The 23,739-nt window shown below is 41.3% G+C and carries 21 protein-coding genes and 1 pseudogene; 11 read left to right on the forward strand and 11 right to left on the reverse strand.

Translation table 11 applies throughout. From position 1 onward, the window contains the following. Positions 1–477 precede the first annotated feature (477 nt). On the reverse strand, positions 478–687 hold the full coding sequence (locus F8R90_RS08290) for a hypothetical protein (RefSeq protein ID WP_190890347.1): 210 nt from the start codon (positions 685–687) through the stop codon (positions 478–480). A 455-nt stretch (positions 688–1,142) separates the two neighbouring features. Between F8R90_RS08290 and F8R90_RS08295 the strand changes: the two genes are divergently transcribed. Next, positions 1,143–2,192 (forward strand): adenosine deaminase, encoded by a 1,050-nt coding sequence (locus F8R90_RS08295; protein WP_196510360.1) that lies wholly within the window; start codon positions 1,143–1,145, stop codon positions 2,190–2,192. 367 nt (positions 2,193–2,559) lie between these two features. Here the strand turns inward: F8R90_RS08295 and F8R90_RS08300 are convergent, their stop codons facing one another. After that, positions 2,560–2,895 (reverse strand): rhodanese-like domain-containing protein, encoded by a 336-nt coding sequence (locus F8R90_RS08300; protein WP_196510361.1) that lies wholly within the window; start codon positions 2,893–2,895, stop codon positions 2,560–2,562. A 268-nt stretch (positions 2,896–3,163) separates the two neighbouring features. On the opposite strand from F8R90_RS08300, the gene mutL reads away from it, so the two are divergent. Next, positions 3,164–4,876, forward strand: a complete 1,713-nt coding sequence (gene mutL / locus F8R90_RS08305; protein WP_196510362.1) for a DNA mismatch repair endonuclease MutL — start codon at positions 3,164–3,166, stop codon at positions 4,874–4,876. A 250-nt stretch (positions 4,877–5,126) separates the two neighbouring features. Here mutL and F8R90_RS08310 read toward each other — a convergent pair. Further along, positions 5,127–5,794 (reverse strand): annotated as a pseudogene (locus tag F8R90_RS08310) (Uma2 family endonuclease). 239 nt (positions 5,795–6,033) lie between these two features. Here F8R90_RS08310 and F8R90_RS08315 point away from each other — a divergent pair. After that, on the forward strand, positions 6,034–6,306 hold the full coding sequence (locus tag F8R90_RS08315) for a GlsB/YeaQ/YmgE family stress response membrane protein (RefSeq protein WP_196510460.1): 273 nt from the start codon (positions 6,034–6,036) through the stop codon (positions 6,304–6,306). A gap of 177 nt (positions 6,307–6,483) precedes the next feature. Here the strand turns inward: F8R90_RS08315 and F8R90_RS08320 are convergent, their stop codons facing one another. After that, complete coding sequence (locus tag F8R90_RS08320; RefSeq protein WP_196510363.1) at positions 6,484–6,666, reverse strand: CsbD family protein; 183 nt, start codon at positions 6,664–6,666, stop codon at positions 6,484–6,486. A gap of 326 nt (positions 6,667–6,992) precedes the next feature. On the opposite strand from F8R90_RS08320, the gene F8R90_RS08325 reads away from it, so the two are divergent. Both F8R90_RS08325 and F8R90_RS08330 read left to right on the forward strand, forming a co-directional pair. After that, positions 6,993–7,880 (forward strand): TIGR02587 family membrane protein, encoded by an 888-nt coding sequence (locus tag F8R90_RS08325; protein WP_196510364.1) that lies wholly within the window; start codon positions 6,993–6,995, stop codon positions 7,878–7,880. Then, complete coding sequence (locus F8R90_RS08330; protein ID WP_196510365.1) at positions 7,877–8,272, forward strand: TIGR02588 family protein; 396 nt, start codon at positions 7,877–7,879, stop codon at positions 8,270–8,272. The genes F8R90_RS08325 and F8R90_RS08330 overlap by 4 nt, the downstream gene beginning before the upstream one ends. 247 nt (positions 8,273–8,519) lie before the next feature. Here F8R90_RS08330 and F8R90_RS08335 read toward each other — a convergent pair whose 3' ends face one another. The 5 genes from F8R90_RS08335 to F8R90_RS08355 all read right to left on the reverse strand — a co-directional run bounded on the left by F8R90_RS08335 (position 8,520) and on the right by F8R90_RS08355 (position 13,011). Next, the gene (locus tag F8R90_RS08335) at positions 8,520–9,287 is read right to left on the reverse strand and encodes a ChaB family protein (protein ID WP_196510366.1); all 768 of its coding nucleotides are present in this window, start codon (positions 9,285–9,287) and stop codon (positions 8,520–8,522) included. 161 nt (positions 9,288–9,448) lie between these two features. Next, the gene (locus F8R90_RS08340) at positions 9,449–9,988 is read right to left on the reverse strand and encodes a Dps family protein (protein ID WP_190890331.1); all 540 of its coding nucleotides are present in this window, start codon (positions 9,986–9,988) and stop codon (positions 9,449–9,451) included. A gap of 390 nt (positions 9,989–10,378) precedes the next feature. After that, positions 10,379–10,735, reverse strand: a complete 357-nt coding sequence (locus F8R90_RS08345) for a hypothetical protein (RefSeq protein ID WP_190890329.1) — start codon at positions 10,733–10,735, stop codon at positions 10,379–10,381. A gap of 719 nt (positions 10,736–11,454) precedes the next feature. After that, positions 11,455–12,555, reverse strand: a complete 1,101-nt coding sequence (locus F8R90_RS08350) for a glutamate--cysteine ligase (protein WP_196510367.1) — start codon at positions 12,553–12,555, stop codon at positions 11,455–11,457. A gap of 261 nt (positions 12,556–12,816) precedes the next feature. Further along, positions 12,817–13,011 (reverse strand): hypothetical protein, encoded by a 195-nt coding sequence (locus tag F8R90_RS08355; protein ID WP_196510368.1) that lies wholly within the window; start codon positions 13,009–13,011, stop codon positions 12,817–12,819. Between the two features lie 241 nt (positions 13,012–13,252). Between F8R90_RS08355 and F8R90_RS08360 the strand changes: the two genes are divergently transcribed. Both F8R90_RS08360 and obgE read left to right on the forward strand, forming a co-directional pair. Then, positions 13,253–13,933, forward strand: a complete 681-nt coding sequence (locus F8R90_RS08360; protein ID WP_196510369.1) for a Mo-dependent nitrogenase C-terminal domain-containing protein — start codon at positions 13,253–13,255, stop codon at positions 13,931–13,933. A gap of 74 nt (positions 13,934–14,007) precedes the next feature. Then, positions 14,008–15,036, forward strand: coding sequence for a GTPase ObgE (gene obgE, locus F8R90_RS08365; RefSeq protein WP_196510370.1), 1,029 nt, complete (start codon positions 14,008–14,010; stop codon positions 15,034–15,036). A gap of 157 nt (positions 15,037–15,193) precedes the next feature. Here obgE and F8R90_RS08370 read toward each other — a convergent pair whose 3' ends face one another. Continuing rightward, entirely contained in the window at positions 15,194–18,277 is a 3,084-nt protein-coding gene (locus tag F8R90_RS08370; RefSeq protein ID WP_196510371.1) for a PAS domain-containing sensor histidine kinase, read from the reverse strand. Positions 18,278–18,614: 337 nt separating this feature from the next. On the opposite strand from F8R90_RS08370, the gene F8R90_RS08375 reads away from it, so the two are divergent. The 3 genes from F8R90_RS08375 to F8R90_RS08385 all read left to right on the forward strand — a co-directional run bounded on the left by F8R90_RS08375 (position 18,615) and on the right by F8R90_RS08385 (position 20,417). Further along, entirely contained in the window at positions 18,615–19,220 is a 606-nt protein-coding gene (locus tag F8R90_RS08375; protein WP_190890315.1) for a vWA domain-containing protein, read from the forward strand. Between the two features lie 55 nt (positions 19,221–19,275). Continuing rightward, the gene (locus F8R90_RS08380) at positions 19,276–19,881 is read left to right on the forward strand and encodes a vWA domain-containing protein (protein ID WP_190890313.1); all 606 of its coding nucleotides are present in this window, start codon (positions 19,276–19,278) and stop codon (positions 19,879–19,881) included. A gap of 140 nt (positions 19,882–20,021) precedes the next feature. Next, complete coding sequence (locus tag F8R90_RS08385) at positions 20,022–20,417, forward strand: salt stress protein, Slr1339 family (RefSeq protein WP_190890311.1); 396 nt, start codon at positions 20,022–20,024, stop codon at positions 20,415–20,417. Between the two features lie 70 nt (positions 20,418–20,487). Here F8R90_RS08385 and F8R90_RS08390 read toward each other — a convergent pair whose 3' ends face one another. Beyond that, on the reverse strand, positions 20,488–20,835 hold the full coding sequence (locus F8R90_RS08390) for a winged helix-turn-helix transcriptional regulator (RefSeq protein WP_196510372.1): 348 nt from the start codon (positions 20,833–20,835) through the stop codon (positions 20,488–20,490). Positions 20,836–21,989: 1,154 nt separating this feature from the next. Between F8R90_RS08390 and F8R90_RS08395 the strand changes: the two genes are divergently transcribed. Next, positions 21,990–23,714, forward strand: a complete 1,725-nt coding sequence (locus tag F8R90_RS08395; protein WP_196510373.1) for an ABC transporter ATP-binding protein — start codon at positions 21,990–21,992, stop codon at positions 23,712–23,714. Positions 23,715–23,739 lie beyond the last annotated feature (25 nt).

Consider the following 23,739-nt stretch of genomic DNA (forward strand, 5'->3'; position numbering starts at 1 on the left):
GCTTGTCTGCTTGTGAATACCAATGCATCCACATTGCTATTTAATCACACTTGATTATAACCCCGCAAAATTAATGGGACAGACCACTAGTGGTCTGTCCCATTAATTTTGCGGGGGTTGAGAAACGAACCGCAAAGGACGCAAAGGGCGCAAAGGAAGAAAAATTAAGAATGAGTTTACCGATCATATTTAATGAGACAGACCACTAGAAACTAAGCACAATTCTAATTACTTTGTGCCTAGTTCTCTAATTTTTTGGTGGTGCATGAGCATAGTATCAGTTTTCTCAAAAACTTCCGCCTGCACTGCTTATAGTGTGAGAGCGTTTTTCTGAAAAATCATCCAGCCACAATTAACGGATTTGTATGTGCGTAGGCGTAGCCCGCCACAGGCATCGCACATACAATAATAACTATATCCAGCTTGAGGCTGGACAATAGCTAAAGATATTTTTGAGATTGAATGTTTACTTGATTTTTAACTTACTAAATCAACTAAGGCGTTGCTTTGAAAGCGGACTATAGACGAAACTGAGCAACCGCGATAATTCTCAGAGGTGAATACTGATAGTGTGATATTAGCTTGACCGGGATCTAAGATGCGTTTTACCTTGCAGATTTGCATTTTGTTGTTGCAGTAAGCAACAATGCGATCGCCAGCTTTGACTTCCAACGCTTGAATTTTCAATTAATACCAACCTTGCCAGGAATTTGCTTAGTTAAAGGAAAAATATATTGCTATATTTCACTTGCTCAACAATAGCAATGTTTATTTAGTATAACACAAAAATTAAAATCTTTCAATGTTATCAATTTAATCTTGATAATGTCAAGTTTATTTTTGCTCAAAACACTATATAAATGCTGGATAAATGCTGGATTTTCAGAAAATATGGATAAAATCCCAACCTTTGCGCAGCGTCTCGGTCGGAGCCTCTGTTAAATCATCCCACGGCTTTTCATGAAAAGCCGTGGGATTTCGAGTTAGTACCAATGACTAATGACTAAATCGGCGGGTCGCTATCCTGGACACCCCTCTTGTTGGGATGGGATTCCCGCCGATGTTCATTATTTCTTCGAGTATAGATTTTTATTTCTATGTTTTTGTTACAATTAATGAAATTTTTACCTAGAAATACCACTATGGCTTTATATGCTGAATTACATAGGCACCTGGGCGGCTCGGTCGTACCCAGAGTTTTATGGCGATATTTCGAGCGACATTCTTCGGAGTTGATTTCCCGCTTTGCTGACTATTCAGAATTTGAAGATTTTTATACTCGCCCACGCAACACCCTGGATGAGTATTTAGAATTACACACTCTCGTAGAAAGTGTGCAAACTGTGGAGACTTTGCCTTACTTTATCTATCGCTTGGTGCGGGGTGCTTACATTTTTGAAAATTTGGCTTACCTGGAACTGCGTTACACTCCATATTTGCGGACACCTGAGCATCTGAATCAATCACAGAGAATTGACAAGATGACAGAAATTGTGGAAGTAGTAGGACTTGCTAGCCACCAGCCAGAATATCCGATTGTTACTAGCCAAATTCTCTGTATGCACACGCGTCTACCCTATGAAGTGAACAAGGCGATTGTTGATTTGGCGGCGCAAAATAAGCAGTATGTCTGTGCAGTCGATGTAGCGGGGGGTGATAGCTATTATGCCGATCGCTTAGAAGAATGGATTAGCTTATATGATTATGCGCGATCGCAGGGCGTTAAGACCACCGGACATCTATATGAAACCACCGCTGGCTGTTACCCCGAACTGTTACCCTATCTCATGCGAATCGGTCACGGCATCCAAATTCCCCTACTATATCCAGAGTTACTTAATGATGTCGCTAAACGCGGACAGTGTTTAGAGGTTTGCCCCACAACTTACCTGAAAACTGGTACTTTGCAGGATATCCGTCAACTCAAATTAGTTTTTGACCGTTGTTTTGATGCTGGGGTAGATATTGCTATCTGTACCGACAATGCTGGATTGCACAATGTGCGTCTACCATTTGAGTATGAAAATCTCTTGACTTATGACATTATCAGTTTTGCCCAACTACAAGCTTGTCAGGATGCAGCTTTCCGCCATGCTTTTGCTTGGCCTTACAGTCAACGTCCCGCATCGCTGTTGAACGGTTTACTGAAACCTGAACAACCGAAAGTTTTGGCAATAAGGGATAGCAATTAACCGCTATCTAGAGATAAGCAGAAAGTAAGATAATTTAATGTTAATTAATGTTGCAATCAGTTAGTTTTGATGATGCCGTAGAGAAAGCTGTAATGCACAGTAGATATCTTGCAAAAGTCAATTTTTTAGGGATTAAACCACAGATACACGCAGATATTTCATCGGTGTTTATCTGTGGTTTCCTTTTCGCTAATTCAGATTTTTGTTAGAAGTCTAATGTGCAGTACAAAAACTAGCAATTATGCAATAAAAAGACTTGGATTGATATAGAAATCCTAAATCATTCGTGAAAAAAATCTATTGCCTATTGCCTACCTCTACGACAATTTCACAACCCAAATAGGATTGCTATATATCTGAGTTAAGTTTAAGCAGCAACACCTTCTGTAGCACCACCGATTGAAATCCAAGCTGCAAGACCACCTTTGATTTCTGCTACCTCAGCAAACCCTTGCCCTCTTAGAATTTGTGCAGCCTGGGTTGTATGTTCGTCACTGTCGCCATAGATATAAATATGGCGTTCTTTATGTAGAGCAGATTTGGCTCTAGATACCAAATCGTTTAATGGGATGGGTATTGCTCCACTGATCCGACCGTGATTGTAGGTGTGGCGATCGCGCACATCAACAATTGTAAAACCTGGTTGACCCCATTGCAAACGGGTCTTTAACTCATGGACATCAGCAACTAAGTTATTACTCATAAGTTTTCTGGTTCATCACCTCACAAGCAATTTATCAAAAATCTTCCTTTAATTGAGTTTTCTTTACAATTAATAAAAATTTCTGGTCAATTCGCCTGCTTATTTCTCCAAGCTACGGGAAGCTAAAACTACATCCCCCCCAGTCTTCTTCTTCTCTACGAGAAGCACAAGATCCCCGTAAAGGTACAATTTTTAATTTTTAATTTTTAATTTTTAATTGATTTCTCCCTCCACTTCCCTTGCACCCAGAAGCTATAAACTATAATTTATGGCATCTACTATTCAAGCTCTACCAACAGAAGTCGTATATCTCATTACAGCTGGTGAGGTAATCGACTCTTTTGCTTCTGTGGTGCGGGAATTGGTAGAAAATTCCCTAGACGCAGGTGCAACGCGAATTGTGGTTTCTTTATGGCCGCAGCAATGGCGAATTCGTGTTGCAGATAATGGTTGTGGAATGAACCTAGATGATTTGCAACAAGCAGCCACAGCCCACAGCACCAGTAAAATTCGCTCTGGTGCCGATTTATGGAAAATTAACAGTTTGGGGTTTCGTGGTGAGGCGTTACACAGTTTAACGACTTTGGCAGATTTGGAAATTTTGAGTCGTCCTGTGGGTGGAAACTTAGGATGGCGGATTAGTTATGGCGATAGCGGGGAAGTTGTGCAAGTTGAAGTAACTGCGATCGCACCTGGTACAGTGGTGACAGTTTCTCATCTTTTCGGTAATTGCTCATCTCGTCGTCAGGGATTACCCACAGCAGCACAGCAAATGAAAGCCGTGCAGGCCACAATTCACCAAATTGCCCTATGTCATCCTCACGTTACTTGGCAGATTTGGCAAAATGACCGTCAATGGTTCACCATCTCTCCAGCTTCGACAACTGGGCAATTGCTACCACAGATTTTACCCCAAGTGCGACAAGGTGATTTGCAAGAAGTCAAACTCGAAATACCCAACCCTCCCAACTCTTGTACAGACGCGATGAATCGCGTCTCTCCCCACTCAGCACTCAATTTAGTGGTAGGATTACCCGATCGCTGTCATCGTCATCGTCCAGATTGGGTACGTGTAGCCATTAACGGACGGATGGTTAAAACACCAGAACTAGAGCAAACGATATTATCAGCATTTCACAGAACATTACCACGCGATCGCTATCCAATTTGTTTCTTACATCTTGCCATTTCCCCCGATCAAATTAACTGGAATCGCAATCCAGCAAAAACAGAGATTTATCTCAACGAAATCATTTATTGGCAAGAACAAATTACCCAAGCAATTAACCAAGCACTCAGCATTTCTTCTAGCAACCTCAAAGAAGCTGTCCATACAACACGAGTTAGTAAATTACTCAAAGCCGCAGAAGCCAAAGGCGGCTACAATTTCAATCCTCAAAATCCCAAGCCTTGTACAGACGCGATTAATCGCGTCTCTCCTAATTCCTTAAAAGCTGTCGCTCAAGTTAGCAACACCTATATTGTGGCGGAACATCCAGGTGGTATGTGGTTGGTAGAACAGCACATTGCCCATGAGCGAGTTTTGTATGAGCAATTATGCGATGATTGGCAACTTGTCCCCGTCGAACCGTCAATCATTCTTTATCAATTGTCACCAGCGCAGGTGTCGCAACTGCAACGCATTGGTTTAGAAATAGAACCCTTTGGCGAACAACTTTGGGCAGTCCGTAACATACCCGCACCTTTGCAACAGCGAGGCGACTGTGCACAAGCAATTTTAGAACTTAGTTGGGGAGGCGATTTACAAACAGCCCAAGTAGCTGTCGCCTGTCGCAGTGCCATTCGTAATGGTACACCCATGAACCAACAAGAAATGCAGACACTTTTAGATAATTGGCAACGCACTCGCAACCCCCGCACCTGTCCCCACGGACGACCAATTTATTTATCTTTAGAAGAATCAGCTTTAGCGCGATTTTTCCGGCGTAATTGGGTAATTGGTAAAAGTCATGGAATTTGATGTTTTCGATGAGATATATTTACTCTAATTTTTGTCGGATGCTAATTGAAATTAATCCCCTCCCGACTTGCGGAGATGGGTTCTTCGTAATACGGTTCGGATAAGGTTTTTTGATAAAAGTTATCGTGTCTCTTCCCTTAACCGAAGCGTATTGCGGTTATTCGGGTTTAATAAGTAATTAAGCGGACATGATATAACTCACGTCAAACTAAAATTTTTTCTTGTATTTTGACTTTTTATTTAAATTACCTTAACTGTTAATAACCTGTGCCACCGCAATAAGAAATATCTGGAAATGCCAGAGGTTGAATTGTTGCCGCAGTCAATGTTAGTTTTGTCGTGTACCCTCCGTCTGAGATTTCTCGAAACACCACTAACTGTAGCTTTTTTAGATTGACAACCTAATACTCTAAAATACCTGCTTCTGCGTATATTTTGCTTTTTGTATCTAAATCTTTTTCTAAACTGGAGTTAGCATACTCAATCAACCAAAAAATATTTTCTGGAGAGGGATGATGCTCTCGATAGTCGCGTCCTAAACGTAATATCTGGTTCTGGTTCCGAGTCCTTGGGTAGGGTGATAGGTTTGGCTTGACGAATTTTGACGCGTTCAGCCAATAACTTTGCTAGATACTCACCAGCTTCATCACTACAATACAGCACTTCCGGTAGCTATGAGGTACATCCTAAAAGCTGAAAGCGATGATAGGAGAGGGGCAAGGAGAAAACTATATTGCATAATAGCCGGAAGCGCTGTAAGCATGGGGTTCCCTTTCGGGTGACATTTCGACAATTTCTCCCTTAAGTAGTTCAACTTTGCGATCGCCTCCGGCGGGCGGTTACGCCATCGCTCAAAATGCCAGCATCAATCATGCGGTGATATTCGTCAATCGTCCATTTAGCAACAATAACAGTCATGACGATTGATTCCTCCCAATAATTCTTGATATTTTCCCATATTAAACGTACTTCAAAGGAAGCCGCTAGCGTGTTTGTGTCGGTATAGCCAAGGCTTACAATCATTGTGGACGGCTGTAATTATTGACAGAAATGGTATTAGTTTTTATTGAACTTTAATACTTATATCTTCGGGTAGAAGGAAAACAATATTGTAATTTATAAGCTAGTTGTGAAGTTTTCTGATGGATGAAATTATGCTGAACATTATTGCTTGGATAATTCTGGGTTTAATTGCCGGAGCTATAGCGAAAGCTATTTATCCTGGTCGTCAAGGTGGTGGAATTGTTTCAACTATGGTTTTAGGTATTGTAGGTGCTGTGATCGGTGGAATTTTAGTTACTCTTTTAGAGACAGGAAGATTTCAATTAACTGCTGCAACCCTCAGTATCCCCGGTGTAATTGTTGCTATCATTGGTGCAATAATTGCGATTTTTATCTGGAACCTATTAGCTAATCGTGCCACTCATTAGTTGAATTAAATCCCTAGCAAAATCAATCATGGTTAGAACCAATTTCTTAGTAATTTTCCCTTTCAGATTTTACGCAGACACAAAAACTCCACTTACTAAAAGTTAGTGGAGTAATTAATGTTAGACTATCAATTATGAATCATCGCTACTATTGCTATTTGCACTGTAAAAACTAAATTAGTCTAAAGCTTTCTTAAGTTCGTCTTTAATGTTTTCTACAGTGTGAGTAACTTGGGCTTCAGCTTGCTTTGCTTGTCCTTCACTCTTATCTTGTGGATTACCGGTTATTTCACCCACAACCTCTTGAATTTTTCCTTCAATATTTTTCGCAGTAGCTTCTACTCTTTTTTCGGCACTCATGGTTTTTATTTCCAGCTTGTAGTTGATTCAGCTATTACATAAACTAACAGCAGTGTATTATTTTTGACTTCCATCAACCGATAGAATAATCTGGTAGATTATATTATCTTAAGATATGTACGGGGTGCTACAGGAGCACGCAATGTAAAAAATATGAATATATAGCAACCGTATTTGATTTGTGAAAATTCGCGCTGTCCAGATCCCCGATTTCTTTGAGAAGTCGGGGATCTAACTTTTCACGAATGATTTAGAACTGCTATATACATCTTCATAGAGAATTAGTATAAGTCAAAGCAAATTTTCAACAAAAGGAAAGTCCAGGAGTGGCAACAAAACGTAAAAAAAATGTATGGAGGAGTGAGATTAATGACATCATTCGGGGTGCTTGTGGAGGATTTTTATTTGGCATACCCTTGCTGTATACAATGGAGGTTTGGTGGATTGGATCATTGGCAAAACCACAACTGATGATGATGGCGATCGCATTCATGTTTATTGTGGTTTACTTGCTCAATCAGATAGAAGGCTTTCGGAAACGCAGATATACCTGGCTAGCTTATCAAGCGGCAATGGATACCGTAGAAGCGATCGCGATCGGACTAGCTTGCTCTACCTTTGTGCTGCTACTATTGCGAGAATTGACACTAGAAACATCCCTAAAGGAATCTTTAGGTAAAATCATCTTTGAAAGTGTGCCCTTCGCTCTCGGTGTAGCATTAGCCAATCAGTTGTTGGGAGATAATGGAAACAGCAATGTAGAAGGACAAGCAACTGATCAGATAAACAGCACAACTAAGAACAAAGGGGATGATTTACACGCCACCTTTGCCGATGTGGGTGGAACCCTGATTGGTGCAACCATAATTGCATTTAACATTGCTCCAACAGATGAAATTCCTATGCTTGCAGCCGCAGCCTCGCCACCTTGGCAGTTGGCAATGATCGCCACATCTCTGCTGATTTCTTATGGCATTGTATTTCAGGCAGGCTTTTCTGACCAGCAAAAGCGAAGACAGCAAAAGGGAATTTTCCAACGTCCATCAAGCGAAACCATTATGTCCTACCTAGTTTCACTGCTAGCAAGCGCTTTTATGTTGTGGTTCTTTCAAAAGTTAACTTTTGGCGACCCTTGGACAATGTGGTTAGATCACACCTTAATGCTGGGATTACCTGCAACTATTGGCGGAGCAGCCGGCAGGTTAGCAATATGAATAAAACAGAACAACCACCACGCTCTATTGCAGAGTGGGTGACATTCAGCGTTGCCTCACTTATCCTAGCAATCATTGTGAGTCTGGTAGGTTACACTTGGCTGAACGAAAAGAATCAACCTCCCATCCTTTCTGTTACCAAAAAACCAACAATTCGGGAAGTTGATGGACAATTTTATGTTCCCTTTGAAGTCGAGAATACTGGAGGAGACACAGCCGAATCAGTCCAAATTATGGCTGAGTTACTAATTGACGGTAAAGTTACAGAAACAGGAGAGCAACAGATCGACTTTTTATCTGGTGGGGAAACTGAAGAAGGCGCATTTATATTCAGCCAGAACCCGCGCCAAGGTGAGTTAAATGTGCGTGTTGGTAGCTATAAATTGCCCTAATGAAGATTTAAAACCGCAGATATAGCGATTCTTATTTGAATAGGGACACGGCAATGCCGTGTCCCTATAAGTATCTGTGTTCATCTTTGGTTAATTATTTTTTTCTCTATGTTACCCAACCCATGCGGGAACGGTTATAAACAGAGACGAACACAAGTAATTGTAGAGTGGGTATCTTGGAAGTTTTTAATTAAGGGTGTCAAGATACTCACCAAACAAGATTGGATATTTTATTTTTTGGAAATCCTTAAACTTTAACCTTAGCTTTTGACCAAACGCCGTTTTCATCTTCATCATATTGCTGATGAACAGACTCCCAAGCGGCTTGTTCAGCAGTGAACTCGTCATTTTTTTCATTGAAGACAGTGTTATAACGATCAATGAATGTGCGTTGAGCTTCATCAGAAAGATGAGCGCGAACTTCAGGAGACAAATCTTGTGGGCTGTTGCACTGTCCGGGACAAGGGCGAGCAAAGGTTTTTTCAATGGTGTTAATTTCTTCGCCACCAGCACTTTCGAGGAGCAATTGAAATTCGCCAGTGCGATCGCTCGGTACTTCTGCCATCAATAAGAACTCACCAGCTTGTAAGCGGGTTTGGTAGATAGTCGCTTTATCTTCTGGCATTCCCAAAGTAGTTAGAACCGATACTAAGCCAGCACCTGCACTACCTGCGATCGCTCCACTAGCAGCCCCTAACAGCACTGCACCAATAGGCCCTGCTGCTACGATTGGGCCGACAAAGGGAATAAACAATACACCTACACCCGTGAGCAAGCTGAGAAAGGAACCAAACAAGGAACCAAAAACTGCCCCTGTTCTCAAACCTCCCAGAATCACATCTTTTTTACTAATAAAGCCAGCGATTCTAGTTTCCGACTGAAAATTTCTGCCCATGACCGAAATATGATCTCTAGGCACACCCCTGTCTAGTAAACGTCGAATCACATCATCAATTTGCTTCTGTTCTTTAAACACGGCAGAGATAGTACGTTCTGCTTTATATACTTCTGGCACTTAAAAACTCCTTTTTTGGTTTGTATTATCTTGTTTTTGCAATGAATATGGTGAATAGGTAGATGCAGGCAGATTAACCCTTTCACACCAGTTAGAAGGAGGATTGATTTCTCCTTCTAACTGATTTAACAGACAACCATGCTCAACTCAGACCTTATGAGCTACACACCTACAGGAGTCTTGGCCCCTTCTGCTGGCTGTCTACCATCTGGGCCCAGTGCTTCCCCTTCAATAAATGAACGCAGCATCCAAGCCATTTCCTCATGCTCTTCCATGAGTCCAGTCAGAAAGTCAGCAGTTCCCTGATCGTGGAACTCGTCACCAGACTGATCCACATGGTCTCTTAAGTTACGAATAACCTGCTCGTGGTCTTCCACTAGATTAGCTACCATCCCCGTTGCTGTGGGAACATTACCAGCATGTTCCTTGAGAGTAGCAATCTTGAGAAATCCTTCCATTGTGCCAACTGGATAACCGCCCAAAGCACGAATCCGCTCTGCTAAAGCATCAATATTTAGAGTCAGCTTTTCGTAGTGTTCTTCCCAAAGCTGGTGCAAAGAGCGGAACTGAGGCCCAACGACATCCCAGTGATACTTTTTGGTTTTCACCAACAGTAGATAGGCATCTGCCAAATCTTGATTTAACAGATTAATTACACCTTGACGCTGTTCTTCTGTCAAACCAATGTTTATCGCACGCATTGTTTTCCATCCCTAAGCAAACTTATCTACTAACTTCCCAAATTTCACACAGATTCCACATCAACCAAAGGAAATATTATGAGCTTAAATTAATTACCGCATTTATAATTATGCCTATGTCTTAATAGGTAGTGTTAAGCCAGTAATCTAGTAATTAGCGAACTTTATTACTTTATTCTTTTTAAAATCCAAAAATAAAAATATTAAATATAATAGTTAATTAAAACTATCTAAACGCAAAACGCAATTTCCTAAAAATTGCTTAGGATGAACATAATTTTATATTTACTTGAATTTGCCACCTTAAAATTAATTACTAATTAGTAATGGGTGACTGCGTTTACGCAGTCACCCATTACTACCGAAAAATTACCAGAACTATTATTTTAGTTACTTACCTGTAACTTTCTCCAACACATTCTTTATATTTTCTTCAACAGATGTTGCACTCTGGGAATTTTCTGGACGCTTTTGCTTGTCAATATCAGCAGCTCCCTGCACCTCATTGAGTCCTGCGTTAGTTTCTTTTTGAGTCTTTCTCAATCCTATTGGTGGTTCTTTAGCGGCTTCGTCAGTTTTGCGCTGAATGTCAAGCAGTTGTGTAGTAGCTTCGGTAGGGTCACTTTGGTAGCTATCGATCGCAAAGGCAGGAAAAGCACTAGATAACAATAGTATAGCGCAAGTAAAAGCCACAACTAGAAAACGTACTGGGCTTAAGATAGATAAAACAGAAGCAATAATCTTCATTTCAAATCCTCGATAACAGCTTTAACAACGCAGAACTTTGATTGAAATAGCGGAAGCTCATACCTTTATTTGGTAAACTTGAGCAATAATAAAAATAGCAAGCCACGCTTCAATCTGGAAGTTCTTTAAAAACGAACCTGATGAAGAAATTGTCCTTGTACTTCTGCATCGAAATAGTAAGGGATAATAAGAAAATACCACCTTAATTCTTTAGCAAAATCATTACGTTTTTTCTTGACAATCTTCTCTCAAGGTTCCCTGTTTCTACTTGTACTTTGAAAATGCTAATGCCTGCATCAATCTCTAGAATGAAATTTCCTATATCTATAGTTGTAATAAAATCAGTCTCTAGGTATATCGACTTAATATAGTTATGGCAGGTTAACGAAAATCGGCGGGAATCCCATCTCTTCAAGGAGTATCCGGGATAACTTCCCACCGATTTAGTCATTAGTCAGTGGTAAATAGTGATTAGTACCAATAACTAATCACTAATGACTTCGATTTCCCTAGTGCAATTCAAGAAAACATCGCTTTGCTCGTTTTTTCGAATTGCCGCGGGATGAGTTAATGTTTCTAGTATTATGTTCAGTTAGCTTGACTTTATCCAGTCAAAGGACTTTAAGGACTATGCACTTTAACCAAACCGGATTGCGAGCACAAAAGCAAACAGAAAATTCTGCCCCTCTGCTCTTAATAGTCTCCATTGGCAATTTCCTTTAAACTTGATAAGTCTGCTTTATTACCTCTTCTATTGAACTTACGCAATGGAACATTTCTATTAATTCATGGGATCTTGTTTTTCGCTTCGCCAACAGCACTTTTAACGGTGTTAAATAATGAACATCGAGGTCATCTCCCAAAGCAACTTCGGCTGCTTGCAAGACTTTTGTCGCATTCCCAAAAATATCCTCGTTGTCAAACCCTTCTTTTGCAGAAAGTTGATGTAATGCTGCATCAGGTACAGTTGCTCCACCCAGCAAGGTTTCATCTAACACCAACCCTTTTAATAATGTCAGCAAAGCCGCATAGATAGAAAAATCATCACAACTATCACAAGCCTTAAATTCAATACGTCCTACTTCAGCCGGAATGCGGGCGATTTTTGTCAAGGAAGGTGTGCTATCAATCAGTTGTTCTTGTTTTTGAACAAAAACTAGGGCTGCTGGTCTTTTTCCGGTTCTGATAAAAGTTCGTACTGATAGTCCATCCCATAAACCTCCCTTATAAAAAGGGGAACTATAACTAAAAGGGACGATATAAGGACTGTAATAAGTTAACTTTTTGCCAATATCAATTACACGTTCAGTAGACAAATCTGCCACTGAAATATTTAAGTCCGGGCCGTATGACACCATGTGAATATTAGCAGTTTGTTCGTCAGGATAAGCCTCTAACTGTTTGATTTCATAATCGTTTAATGGGGGTTGAGGCTCAAAAACCGGATTGTATGGATTAAAACTAACTAAAACTGGTGAGAAACCAAAGTTAGCAGCAATCTCACGTAGCAAGCTAAAACTTTCTGATAATTCAGTAATAGCGCCTTGAATATTAGAATGTATAGTCGTTCTAATTTCAATACCTTTAGCATGACAGTCTATCACCTTGTCGGAATCTGCAAATCTTTCAAATCCCTCAATATACCATCTTTTGATCTTAATACCCGCATCCCCAACCCGCAGTTGAGGATAGTCGCTGGGGTATGTGGGTAGCTTTTCAATAATTTGATTGAAATCAGCAAATTTGGTGTGGGAAAAATCAGCAAATTTTCCTTCTTTGTTTAGGAAAGCAACTTCATGCTCAATGCCAAATAAAAACATTATGTATACCTTAATTCTTTAGAGTTAGCCTAATTTAACTAATGCCAAGCGATACGAATCCCACAGAAGAGGCGTTCCGTTTCCTCAAAAAACTGTCGTCGCAGAACTATGACAGACATCCGGTAAATCTATGTCAAACCAGCAAACCCTGCCGTTATCCACTCGCTCAAAGGGTATATTCAGTCCTGCACCAATCTCGATAACGGAACCTTGGGGATGCTGATTGAGGTAAGTGCGTACCCAGTTGTCGAGGATGGTTCCTCATAAACAACAGCCTATCTGAGAAGATTTAGCAGTAGTAAATTTATCAAATTCGTAGTCTATCGCTGCAAGAATCTCAGATGCTTGAGGATCTACTATAATTGGATCTGCTGCCTGAAGCTCACAAGCTCTAGCCCAGAGGGGAATTAGTAGTGTTTCTTGAATGGTACCGAGGTGAACTTTGGTTTTATTCATGAATACCTCCACAACACAGATTAAATCTCCATTTTCAGTTTAAGTAGAAAAAATTCTCAACATTACTCTCAAATGGATTTTACCCCAAGACCGACTGTTGCGATTTGAAAACTTCTCTGGTTTATTTCTTGAGGCGGCGATACCTACGCAGTTTCTGGTTTTTCTCTGCTGCCCCACTATCTTCCTAGTCGCTGGGTAGGGTAGCTTAGTAATGACTGAGGAAAGCTTGAGACGTGAGTTTATGACAAGTACCGTTCAATCCCCCTACAGCAGCGAACAGATTGCCGCTTGGTTGCGTGGGCTGCTCACCATTGCTTGGGCAGATGGTAATTTTGATGCCCAAGAACAGGAATTAATTGCTAGCATCACCAAAAATGAATTAGCTCCTAAGATTCAATGCGACTCACTAGAGGTAATTACGCCAGAAGAATTAGCCGCAGTGTTGGGTAAAGGGACACCAGCAGCGGAAAATTTCTTAAGGACAGCGATAATGGTAGCGATCGCAGATGGTATTTATTCTCCCAGCGAAGATCAGGTTCTGCATCAGTTCTGCCAAGCCTTAGAACAGCCAGAAAAGTTACTAGAAGCCCTTCGCCACACCCTAGAACACCCACAGCAAGTTACCACCCCCGCTATCCCCACCCCTGCGCTGACAAAGCCTCAAATTGATGCACTACACCCCCTGCGTGACTGGCTGGATGGGCTAGATATCCAAGACCCAAGAGTAGCCCGCTTTTTGTGTAAAATGATTCCCTCCCAGTGTCCCTTTGAGCGGGATGTGACCTTATTTGGACGCAAGATTGTCCACATACCGCCGATGTGTAAAATTAACCCGTTGTATGAACAACTAGTGGGCTTACGTTTCCGCGCCCTCTCCTATCTGGCAGATAAATGCGGTGAAGATGTTTCACCATATATTTAGTTAAAGTGAAGAGTGAGGAGTTATAATTTGTAACTCCTAATTCCTAACTCCTCACTTTTCACTATTATTTAAGTATGCAATTTATCGACCAAGCAAAAATTGAAGTTGAAGCTGGTAAGGGCGGCGATGGTATTGTCGCCTTCCGCCGGGAGAAATATGTGCCGACTGGTGGCCCCTCTGGTGGTAATGGCGGACGAGGTGGGTCGGTATTTTTCGTTGCCGACGAAAACCTGCAAACCTTGCTGGACTTCAGATACAACCATCGCTTTCAGGCAGAAAAAGGGACTCGTGGTGGCCCAAGTAACTGCACCGGAGCAGGAGGAAAGGACTTGATCATCGAAGTTCCCTGCGGTACAACCATTTATGATGCTGAAACTGGCGAATTGCTGGGGGATTTAACTGAGCCGAAGCAGACTTTGCTGATTGCCCAAGGTGGTAAAGGCGGACTGGGAAATCAGCATTTCTTAAGTAACCGTAACCGCGCCCCAGAATATGCCCTTCCAGGATTACCAGGGGAAATAAAGCAGCTGCGCCTGGAGTTGAAACTTTTGGCAGAAGTGGGGATTATTGGCTTACCAAATGCTGGTAAATCCACTCTAATTTCATCTTTATCAGCAGCACGTCCGAAAATCGCAGACTACCCCTTCACTACCCTGATCCCAAATTTGGGTGTAGTGCGGAAACCTACTGGTGATGGTACTGTTTTCGCCGACATTCCCGGACTAATTGAGGGCGCGGCTCACGGAGCAGGACTGGGACATGATTTCTTGCGCCATATCGAGCGCACGCGAGTGCTACTTCATTTGATTGATGCCACTAGTGATGATGTAGTTAGAGATTACAACACAATTAAGGAAGAATTACAAGCTTATGGAAGGGGTTTAGCAGAACGCCCGCAAGTTTTGGCGCTGAACAAAATTGATGCAGTTGATCGGGAAACTGTCGATTTAGAAGCGTTAGCTACCCAACTTAATCATCTCTCCTACGCCCCGGTTTTTGTGATTTCAGCAGTTACCCGCACCGGGTTAGAACCGATGTTACAGGAAATTTGGGGAATTCTCGACCAAATGAAGGTTCCTGAAGAAGTTGAAGCATTTAGATAATTACTAATTCGTAATTCGTAATTCGTAATCAATATTTTCAGAAGGGGTAGCTGTCGGTAGTAAAAATACTTTGTTTTTTACTCACGGGGTGAAAGCTGTTAAAATTACGAATTACGTAGATTGCTTCTCGCCAGAGGTGAGTATTATTAATTACAAATTATGTTAACGCATCCTGGATCAGGGGAATTTTAATCATAAACTCAGCGCCTTGTCCTGGCTGCGAAAGACATTTTAAGGAACCGCCATGTCTTTCTGTAATGATCTGGTAGCTAATGGCAAGCCCCATCCCCGTACCTTTGCCGATGGGCTTGGTGGTAAAAAAGGGGTCGAATAGTTGTTTTCTAACATCTTCTGGTATTCCCAATCCATTATCGGCAATCGTAATTGTTACTTGATTTGGCTCCTCTAGTTGAGTGCAAATGCGAATTTGCGGGGAGGTCATTTGCTCTACCCTACGGGCGTTTTCCCAATGGATAGGACAAATGACGTAGGCGCTTCGCCTTCCCGCAGGGTATGACTCTTCCAAAGCATCGATCGCATTTGACAAAATATTCATGAATACTTGATTTAGCTGCCCAGCATAACATTCAACCAGCGGGAGTTTGCCGTATTCTTTGATTATTTCAATTGTCGAGCGTTGCTCATTACCCTTGAGACGGCTTTGCAAAATCATCAGAGTACTGTCGATTCCCTCATGGATATCAACAGCTTTCATTTCGGCTTCATCCAAGCGCGAAAAATTCCGCAGGGAAAGCACAATCTCGCGAATACGGTCTGCCCCAACTTTCATTGAGTTGATTATTTGTGGCAAATCTGATGTCAAAAATTCCAGTTCGATGAGTTCTGCAAAATCCTGAATTTCTAGCACAGGTTCAGGATAATGATTTTGGTAGAGTCGTAAAAGTGAAAGTAAATCTTGGGTGTATTCTTTGGCAGGGTTGAGATTGCCATAGATAAAATTCACCGGATTGTTAATTTCGTGTGCCACTCCTGCAACTAGTTGACCCAAGCTGGACATTTTTTCAGTTTGAATCAAGTGAGTTTGGGTGTGTTGAAGTTCGTGGAGTGTTTCTTTGAGTTCTTGGGCTTGTTGTCGTAGTTGCGCTTCTGACTTTAGCAGGGCTTCCTTGGCTTGTTTACGTTCTGTAATGTCCCTAGCAACAGCTACCTGACAGAAAGGCTTTCCTGTTTCAGGATGTTTAACCATAAACAGGCTGCAATCTGTGGGAATTTCTATATCCGTTTGAAAATGCCTATGGCGAAACTCGCCCTGCCAGAAACCATGTTCAAGCATCAAAGGAATAATTTGTTCTTTCAACTCTACAAGAGCTTCTGGTGAATGAAAATCAACCAATAATTTAGTTTTGGCTTCTTCCAGCCTATTAAGTCCCACCATCTTGAGTCCGGCGGGGTTCACATAGAGAACTTGCCCTTCTATTGAAGAAATACCAATAAAGTCGCTGCTGTTTTCAATCAACGCGACAAATTTTTGCTGTTCCTCTTCAGCGCGTTTGCGTTCTGTGATGTCTAACACCAGTGAAGCAACACCAATCACCTGGCCATCAGGAGCCACTAACGGGTTGTTATACCACTCACCGACCATCGTCCTACCATCTTTAGTGACGTTCTCATTGACACTCAAACTTCCTCCACGTTGTGTTAACAAGGCGGTGATAATCTCATTTACGTGCTTTCTAGCGTTTTCAGGTACTATGGTCTCAAAACTAGTCCCCAGCATTTCCTCGGTGGTGTATCCAAAGATTCTTTCTGCTGCGCGATTCCATGTCTGAATCTCAAACTTGGTATTCCATTCAATAATGGCTAAAGGTGTTTGTTCAATCAGCAACGCCAGTCTTTGCTGTGAAGCCCTAAGTTCTGCCTCTGCTTGCTTGTATTCGGTAATGTCGCGGTAATACCAAATCCTACCGTAATAGTCTCCTAAAGGTGATATCTCATCACAAGCCCCTTGCTGTTTACGCACGGGTGCAGAATAGCGCTCAAAAATCTCTCCAGACTTGAGGAAAATTTCATCACGGCTGCTTTCTTCTGGATGCTGGTAAAGATACTCCACCTTAGCCAGAAATTCGTCTGGATTTACCAGTTTGTCTAGTACCCATCCCACGAGTTGGCGATCGTCTCCTGTTTGGATCAGGGCCGCAGGAATTTGCCATAACTGGGAGAATTTCTGATTAAATGATGTAACTGTAAGATTTTCATCAATAATCAGAATTCCGTCGATGGAAGCTTCTTGTTGAGCTTGCAGTACAGCATTCATGCGGTGTAGGTCTTTCTCTGCTTGCTGGCGTAAGCGCAGCGCAGCAAGCTGTTCGCTGATGTCGCAAATCAAGCAACGCCAGCCGACCTGCTGACCCTGTGAATTATACATAGCAACCATCCTGACCCGAGCAGGAAAGGCTGTACCTCCTCGTGACTGTAGATAGGCTTCCCAATCCTGCACCTGCTGCAAATTTGCCAGTTGGTTCATGAAGGTTTGGCGGTCTGGTTCAGCGATAAAGAGGATTAATGGTTTACCTACCAGATACTTTTGTCTCACAGATAGTAAAGCTGCGGCTACATAGTTAGCCTCTTTGATGATGCCAGCTACATCGGTCACCAAGTAAGCATCTGGGGCGAGATCAAACAAATCCCGGTAACGCCGATGCTCTAATTCAGCCGTTTCACGAGCGATCGCTAATTCTTCGTTTTGTTGGCGCAGTTCTTCTTCAACCACCTGGAGTTCTTCTAGGGTTACCCGAAGTGCCTCGCAGGTTTCCATAAGATCAGTAGTATCAGTAATGCCAGTTATACCTAGAACTTTCCCGGCTTCATTCTGTAAAATGATGTCTCGAATACTACCCACAATAAATTTATTACCAGTCTCATCCTCAAAGCAAGACTTTTTTGTAGAGATGAGATGGGTTATACCCTGAGCATCGGTAAAAAAATCGTGGTTTTCATTCGTAATATTTGTGGTAAAAACCAGTTCATCTTTTTCGCGGAACACATCAGCTTCTGCTTGAGGAAAAAAATCATAGTCTGACTTACCAATTAATTCTTCTCGACTATGACCGACGAAATCAGAGTAGGTATCGTTAATTAATACCCAGCGATGTTGGCGATCTTTCACAAAAATTGGGTCAGATATGCCATTGATCATCTGATGCAGAAACGCCAAGGAGAAGTTTTGCGGCTGCGTGTTTTGTTTTTGAGCGGGGTTATCTAAGAATTTAGGATGGTTCATACCCGAATTTATCTTTAAAATCAAGCTAAACAAAAGCTGTTTAGCTACGTGTGCACCAGCATGATTAGTATTTATTATTCCCAGACTAAATACGGTTGCAACAACCAAACCAGTCTCTAACTTTTAGTGTTTCCAGGAGATTGGGGACTAGGAAGATTGTGCTTTCTGTGGAAACAAAAACGCTAGGTGATCCCTGCGGCGGTCTACGCCAACGCATTTATCAACTGTGGTGTGGCTTTTTTGAATAGCATAATTGATACAAATGCTTAAAAGCCTTGCTTGCTCGTAAAAAAACGGAGTTAGACTAGAACCATAGGGTAACAATCAGAGGAATATTATGATGAGCGATCGCGACTATACATTAATCATTGACAAAAGCGGTAGTATGTCTACACCAGACCAAGTGGGTGGTAGAAGTAGATGGGAGATAGCCCAAGAGTCTACTCTCGCTTTGGCAAGAAAGGCTGAACAGTTTGACCCCGATGGCATCACCGTTTACTTGTTTTCCGGTAGATTTAAACGCTACGACGATGTGACCTCAGCCAAAGTCGCACAAATATTTCTCGAAAATGACCCTGCTGGAACGACAAACTTAGCAGGTGTACTTCAAGATGCGCTGAATAACTACTTTCAACGCAAAGCAGCCGGTAAAAGTAAGCCAAACGGAGAGACAATTTTAGTCATCACCGATGGTGAACCAGACGATCGCAAAGCTGTGTTTGAAGTGATCATTCATGCGACTCGCCAGATGGAACGTGATGAAGAATTAGCAATTTCGATCATTCAAGTAGGTTCAGATGCTCAAGCAACTAAGTTCCTGAAAGCTTTGGATGATCAATTGCAAAGTGTTGGCGCTAAATTTGATATTTGCGATACCGTCACTTTAGACGACTTAGAAGAAATGAGTCTTGTAGATGTATTGACGAACGCAATAACTGACTAATGTGTTGATCACCCATAGTCCAGTAACTCTGAACTCTTAATTGGAGAATTGAATAATGCTCGAAAATCGTGACTATACCTTGATTATCGACAAAAGCGGCAGCATGGCAACCCAAGATCAAAAGGGTGGTAGAAGTAGATGGTTTGCGGCACAGGAATCTACTTTAGCTTTAGCTAGCAAATGTGAGCAATTTGACCCAGATGGCATTACTATTTATGTATTTTCTGGTAAATTTAAGCGATACGAAAATGTGACATCCAGCAAGGTAGCGCAAATTTTCCGAGAAAATGATCCTTCTGGTACAACTGATTTAGCAGGTGTGTTAAAACACGCAACTGATGATTACCTTCAACGCAAAGCAGCTGGTCAAACCAAGCCAAATGGTGAAACAATTTTAGTGGTTACTGATGGTGAACCGGATGATCGCAAAGCAGTCATGAGGGTGATTATTGAAGCTTCTCGCCGCATAGATCGAGATGAAGAATTAGCCATCTCCTTCATTCAAGTCGGCACAGATCAACAAGCTACCCGATTTCTCAAAGTCTTAGATGATGAACTCCAGAGTGCTGGTGCTAAATTTGATATCTGTGACACCATTACTATGGAAGACATGGAAGATTTGAGTCTATCCGAAGTGCTACTTAATGCCATTAATGACTAGTACAGTTCGGCATAAATAATCCACGCATTGAAAATGTCTAAAACCCTATGCAGTGGAAATTACGTTAGCGTAGCGGGGTGTAGCCCATTACGAATTACGCAAAGCGTTACTAGCTATACCATTTATTAGGAATTGCAAAAATGGATTCCATTGATAAGCTATTAGCTGAACTCCAAACCGAATACAAAGAAGTACAACCACAACAACAGCAGTCAAAATCAGCCACAGCTAAATCGTTTATTCCAGCATCGCCAAAGTCGGCATCTTTCATGGATAACCTTTTGGCAGAAGTTCAGGCTGATTTTGCCGAAGAGGATGCTGCTATTGAATTAAAAAGACAGCAAGAATTAGAACAAGAACGAATTCGACAAGAACAACTCAAAGCCAAACAACTAGAAGCTTTGAAAGTGGAAGCAAAAAAATGGTTAGCCAAAGTAGATCCACTGTCGTCCGAAGGACTTTGGTTTGAAAGGTTTGCTGAAAGTTACCCCTCAAAATTAGAGGCTGCGATTGAGTATTTACGAAACAACGAATAAAGTAATTCGTAATTCGGATAAATCTGCCAGCTAAAATTATAAGGTAGCAATTATTATTTATTATCTATGCTCAATATTCATGGCGATTTGTTTGAGCTAAATGTTGCACAGCCCATTCATGCATAGCATAGAGAATTGGTTGCAAAGTTTCTCCTAAAGGTGTCAGAGAATATTCTACCTTGGGTGGAATTTGGGGATAAACTTCTCGATGAATAATGCCGTCTTCTTCCATTTCTCTAAGTTGCTGAGTCAGCATCTTTTGCGTAACTCCAGGTAAAGCCCGTTGTAACTCACCAAACCGTTTTACGCCAGTCATTAATTCTCTAATAATTAAAACTTTCCAACGTCCGCCAATTACCTTTAGGGTAGTTTCTACTTCACAAGTCAGCCTGAGATGGTTTTCTGCTTCAGCTTTCATAGTTTTTTGTAGGAAATATCTTAATTTTAAGGGCTTTGAGGGGAGTTGAAGCACACCTGCCCCCAGCCTCTTTATTTAACGTTGCTAATGCGCCAAGTGCCAATTATGATTGTTCACTATTAATACTCTCATAAATACTGGATAGTAATTTTTCAAACACAACTGCTTTAAATTCTTGATTGTTCATCACTTGCATAAATATTTTTTCGCTACCATTGTTGATTGTGTCTATTTTCAAGTCTAGATAAATCATGAGTGAAAGTGAAATGAGTCACTTTTTACGTAGTTTTTGGTTTGAAAATATGTATTTTTATACGTGGTTAAGTCAACGTTAAGAATTCTCTCAAAATCGCCAGTTTTTGGAGTGTAAACAGTTACGTATGGGAAAATAAACTTAAGCATCAACAAATATCTTTTTGTAAATTTTTGTTTGTTTTTTAGAACGTTAATGTGTTGAAACATACGCATGTGTGTAGGTGGGGACCGTTGTAGCTATCGCTGCATAGATTAATTTAAATTTCTCTTGATTTAGTCTCTGGGAATCAGCAAATAAAGGCTGATTCTCCCAAAGATGAACTTTTATTTACTCAATGCAGGCTTAATGCATTAAGTAAGTGCAAGTTTAATAAAAATTGGAGGTTATAAAATGGCAATTCGGAATAACTTAGTTACTAATTTCTGGCAAAAAGTGCAAAAAGATTCAGTTAGCTGGGGATCGTTAGCTCTTTGGATAAGTGCATTATTTGTTCTATTAGTAATGCTTACAATGTTTTCTAACGCTTAATCTCAGCAAGTTTATTCTAGTTCCTGGGCAGTAGCCTGGGAACTAAGATAGGGTAGAATCACATCCATAAAAAACTCAAATTTGCATGACTTTCAGAGATATTTGACTCGAATCTTTTAAGTCAAAATAATTTATAGTTAATAGCCCACAAACGCCACTTGCTCCATTAAGATAGAATCTAGGGAATCTTAAGTCTGGTATAAAATAAAACTTAAAAATGCAGCGCGATCGCTCTCTTTGGGTGGAGTAAATGCCAGATATATTGTGATTCAACAACGCCAATTTTGGGAACTAATTAGTTAACTGTTCAGAAACTCACCAAAAACTGATAGCGTCAAACAAAGTAAAATATCGTTGTGGACGTTAAAGCTTGAAAACGCGTTCTAATTATTGGCAACTGCTGCCTTATATCCGACTCCAGTGGCAAACCATCACCAAGGGTATTATTGGTATCTTGGGATACGTGCTGGCAACATTAGTGTTGATCAATCTTGCCGGTAAATTGGCAACTCCCTTTGCACAAGGTAATGTAGTAGCGATCGCTCAAATAACTGGCAGTTGCGCCTTAGTATTTCTTGTTAGAGGATTGTTTCAATCTATACAAGATATGTACATGGCAAAAGCTGCTTTAAGAGTTGCTTTTAATCTCCGCCAGCAAGTCTACGCCCATCTTCAAAAGCTAAATCTCAGCTATTTTGAGACGGCAAAAGCAGGTGATTTGTCTTACCGCCTCACGGAAGATGTTGACCGCGTTGGCGAAGTGGTAAATAAAGTATTTCACGACTTTATCCCCTGCATTTTGCAGTTGCTAGCAATTCCGATTTACATGGTTTACCTAAATTGGCAATTGACATTAGCAACAGTGATAGTTGCACCGCTAATGGCTATTTTAGTTGGCTGGTTTGGTGAACGGTTACGCAAATATTCCTTAAAAAGTCAAAATCGCGTGTCGGGTTTATCAGCCATTCTCGCAGAAGTTTTCAACGGTATTCGTTTGGTACAGGCTTTTGCTGCCGAAAATTACGAAATTGCCCGCTTTGGCCATGAAGCAGAACGCAGTCTCAAAGCAAAATACTCAGCCGAACGCCTCAAAGCGATTCAGATTCCCATCGTCGGATTTCTGGAAGCCTTAAGTGCGTTATCGTTACTGATTGTGGGAGCGTGGCAAATTTCCCAAAACAACTTGACAGTGGCGAATTTTTTCAGTTATCTAGCGGCGGCGGCGCTGTTAATTGATCCCATTGGTCACACTACTAACAACTACAACGAATTTAAGCAGGGTGAAGCATCTGTTGACCGCGTTTTTGAATTGATGGCAATTCAGCCAACGGTAATCGAAAAAACAAATGCGATCGCTCTACCTCCAGTCAACGGCAAAGTAGAATATCGTCATATTTCCTTTGCTTATAAACCGGGAGAACCTGTATTAAAAGATATCAGTTTATTGGTATCACCAGGTGAAGCGATCGCTCTTGTGGGTGCTTCTGGCGCTGGTAAAACCACATTTGTCAATCTTCTCCCCCGTTTTTACGACCCCGAAACTGGTCAAATCTTCATTGACGGTGTTGATATTCGGGATGTGAAGTTGCATAGTCTGCGGCGACAAATTGGGATTGTTCCTCAAGAAACCATCATGTTTTCGGGGACAATTGCCCAAAATATCGCCTTTGGACAAGATATTTTTGACATAAAAGCAGTGAAAGAGGCGGCAAAAATTGCTAATGCTCATCAGTTTATTAGCCAACTGCCAGAGGGTTATCAGACTTGGGTAGGTGAACGTGGGGTAAACTTATCAGGTGGACAAAGACAAAGAATTGCGATCGCTCGTGCTGTTCTGCTCAATCCCCAAATCTTGATTCTTGATGAGGCGACATCAGCATTAGATTCTGAGTCAGAAGCGCTGGTACAGGAAGCGCTGGAAAGATTGATGCAAAAACGCACAGTATTTATTATTGCTCACCGTTTATCAACCGTCAGACGGTGCGATCGCATTTTAGTTCTCGAACAGGGACAAATTGTTGAATCGGGAACTCATGAGGAATTATTAGCCTTAGAACGTCGCTATGCGCGGTTTTATGCCCAGCAATTTAGTTAGCTCCGAACTTTAGACATACGGAAAA

The sequence above is a fragment of the Nostoc sp. NZL genome (assembly GCF_015714705.1).
Lineage (GTDB): Bacteria > Cyanobacteriota > Cyanobacteriia > Cyanobacteriales > Nostocaceae > Nostoc > Nostoc foliaceum_A.

Excerpts from the sequence above, each read along its gene's own strand:
- F8R90_RS08295 (WP_196510360.1), top strand. The coding sequence starts at position 1,143 with ATGGCTTTATATGCTGAATTACATAGGCACCTGGGCGGCTCGGTCGTA.
- F8R90_RS08300 (WP_196510361.1), bottom strand. The coding sequence starts at position 2,895 with ATGAGTAATAACTTAGTTGCTGATGTCCATGAGTTAAAGACCCGTTTG.
- mutL (WP_196510362.1), top strand. The coding sequence starts at position 3,164 with ATGGCATCTACTATTCAAGCTCTACCAACAGAAGTCGTATATCTCATT.
- F8R90_RS08320 (WP_196510363.1), bottom strand. The coding sequence starts at position 6,666 with ATGAGTGCCGAAAAAAGAGTAGAAGCTACTGCGAAAAATATTGAAGGA.
- F8R90_RS08330 (WP_196510365.1), top strand. The coding sequence starts at position 7,877 with ATGAATAAAACAGAACAACCACCACGCTCTATTGCAGAGTGGGTGACA.
- F8R90_RS08340 (WP_190890331.1), bottom strand. The coding sequence starts at position 9,988 with ATGCGTGCGATAAACATTGGTTTGACAGAAGAACAGCGTCAAGGTGTA.
- F8R90_RS08345 (WP_190890329.1), bottom strand. The coding sequence starts at position 10,735 with ATGAAGATTATTGCTTCTGTTTTATCTATCTTAAGCCCAGTACGTTTT.
- F8R90_RS08350 (WP_196510367.1), bottom strand. The coding sequence starts at position 12,555 with ATGTTTTTATTTGGCATTGAGCATGAAGTTGCTTTCCTAAACAAAGAA.
- F8R90_RS08355 (WP_196510368.1), bottom strand. The coding sequence starts at position 13,011 with ATGAATAAAACCAAAGTTCACCTCGGTACCATTCAAGAAACACTACTA.
- F8R90_RS08360 (WP_196510369.1), top strand. The coding sequence starts at position 13,253 with ATGACAAGTACCGTTCAATCCCCCTACAGCAGCGAACAGATTGCCGCT.
- obgE (WP_196510370.1), top strand. The coding sequence starts at position 14,008 with ATGCAATTTATCGACCAAGCAAAAATTGAAGTTGAAGCTGGTAAGGGC.
- F8R90_RS08370 (WP_196510371.1), bottom strand. The coding sequence starts at position 18,277 with ATGAACCATCCTAAATTCTTAGATAACCCCGCTCAAAAACAAAACACG.
- F8R90_RS08375 (WP_190890315.1), top strand. The coding sequence starts at position 18,615 with ATGATGAGCGATCGCGACTATACATTAATCATTGACAAAAGCGGTAGT.
- F8R90_RS08380 (WP_190890313.1), top strand. The coding sequence starts at position 19,276 with ATGCTCGAAAATCGTGACTATACCTTGATTATCGACAAAAGCGGCAGC.
- F8R90_RS08385 (WP_190890311.1), top strand. The coding sequence starts at position 20,022 with ATGGATTCCATTGATAAGCTATTAGCTGAACTCCAAACCGAATACAAA.
- F8R90_RS08390 (WP_196510372.1), bottom strand. The coding sequence starts at position 20,835 with ATGAAAGCTGAAGCAGAAAACCATCTCAGGCTGACTTGTGAAGTAGAA.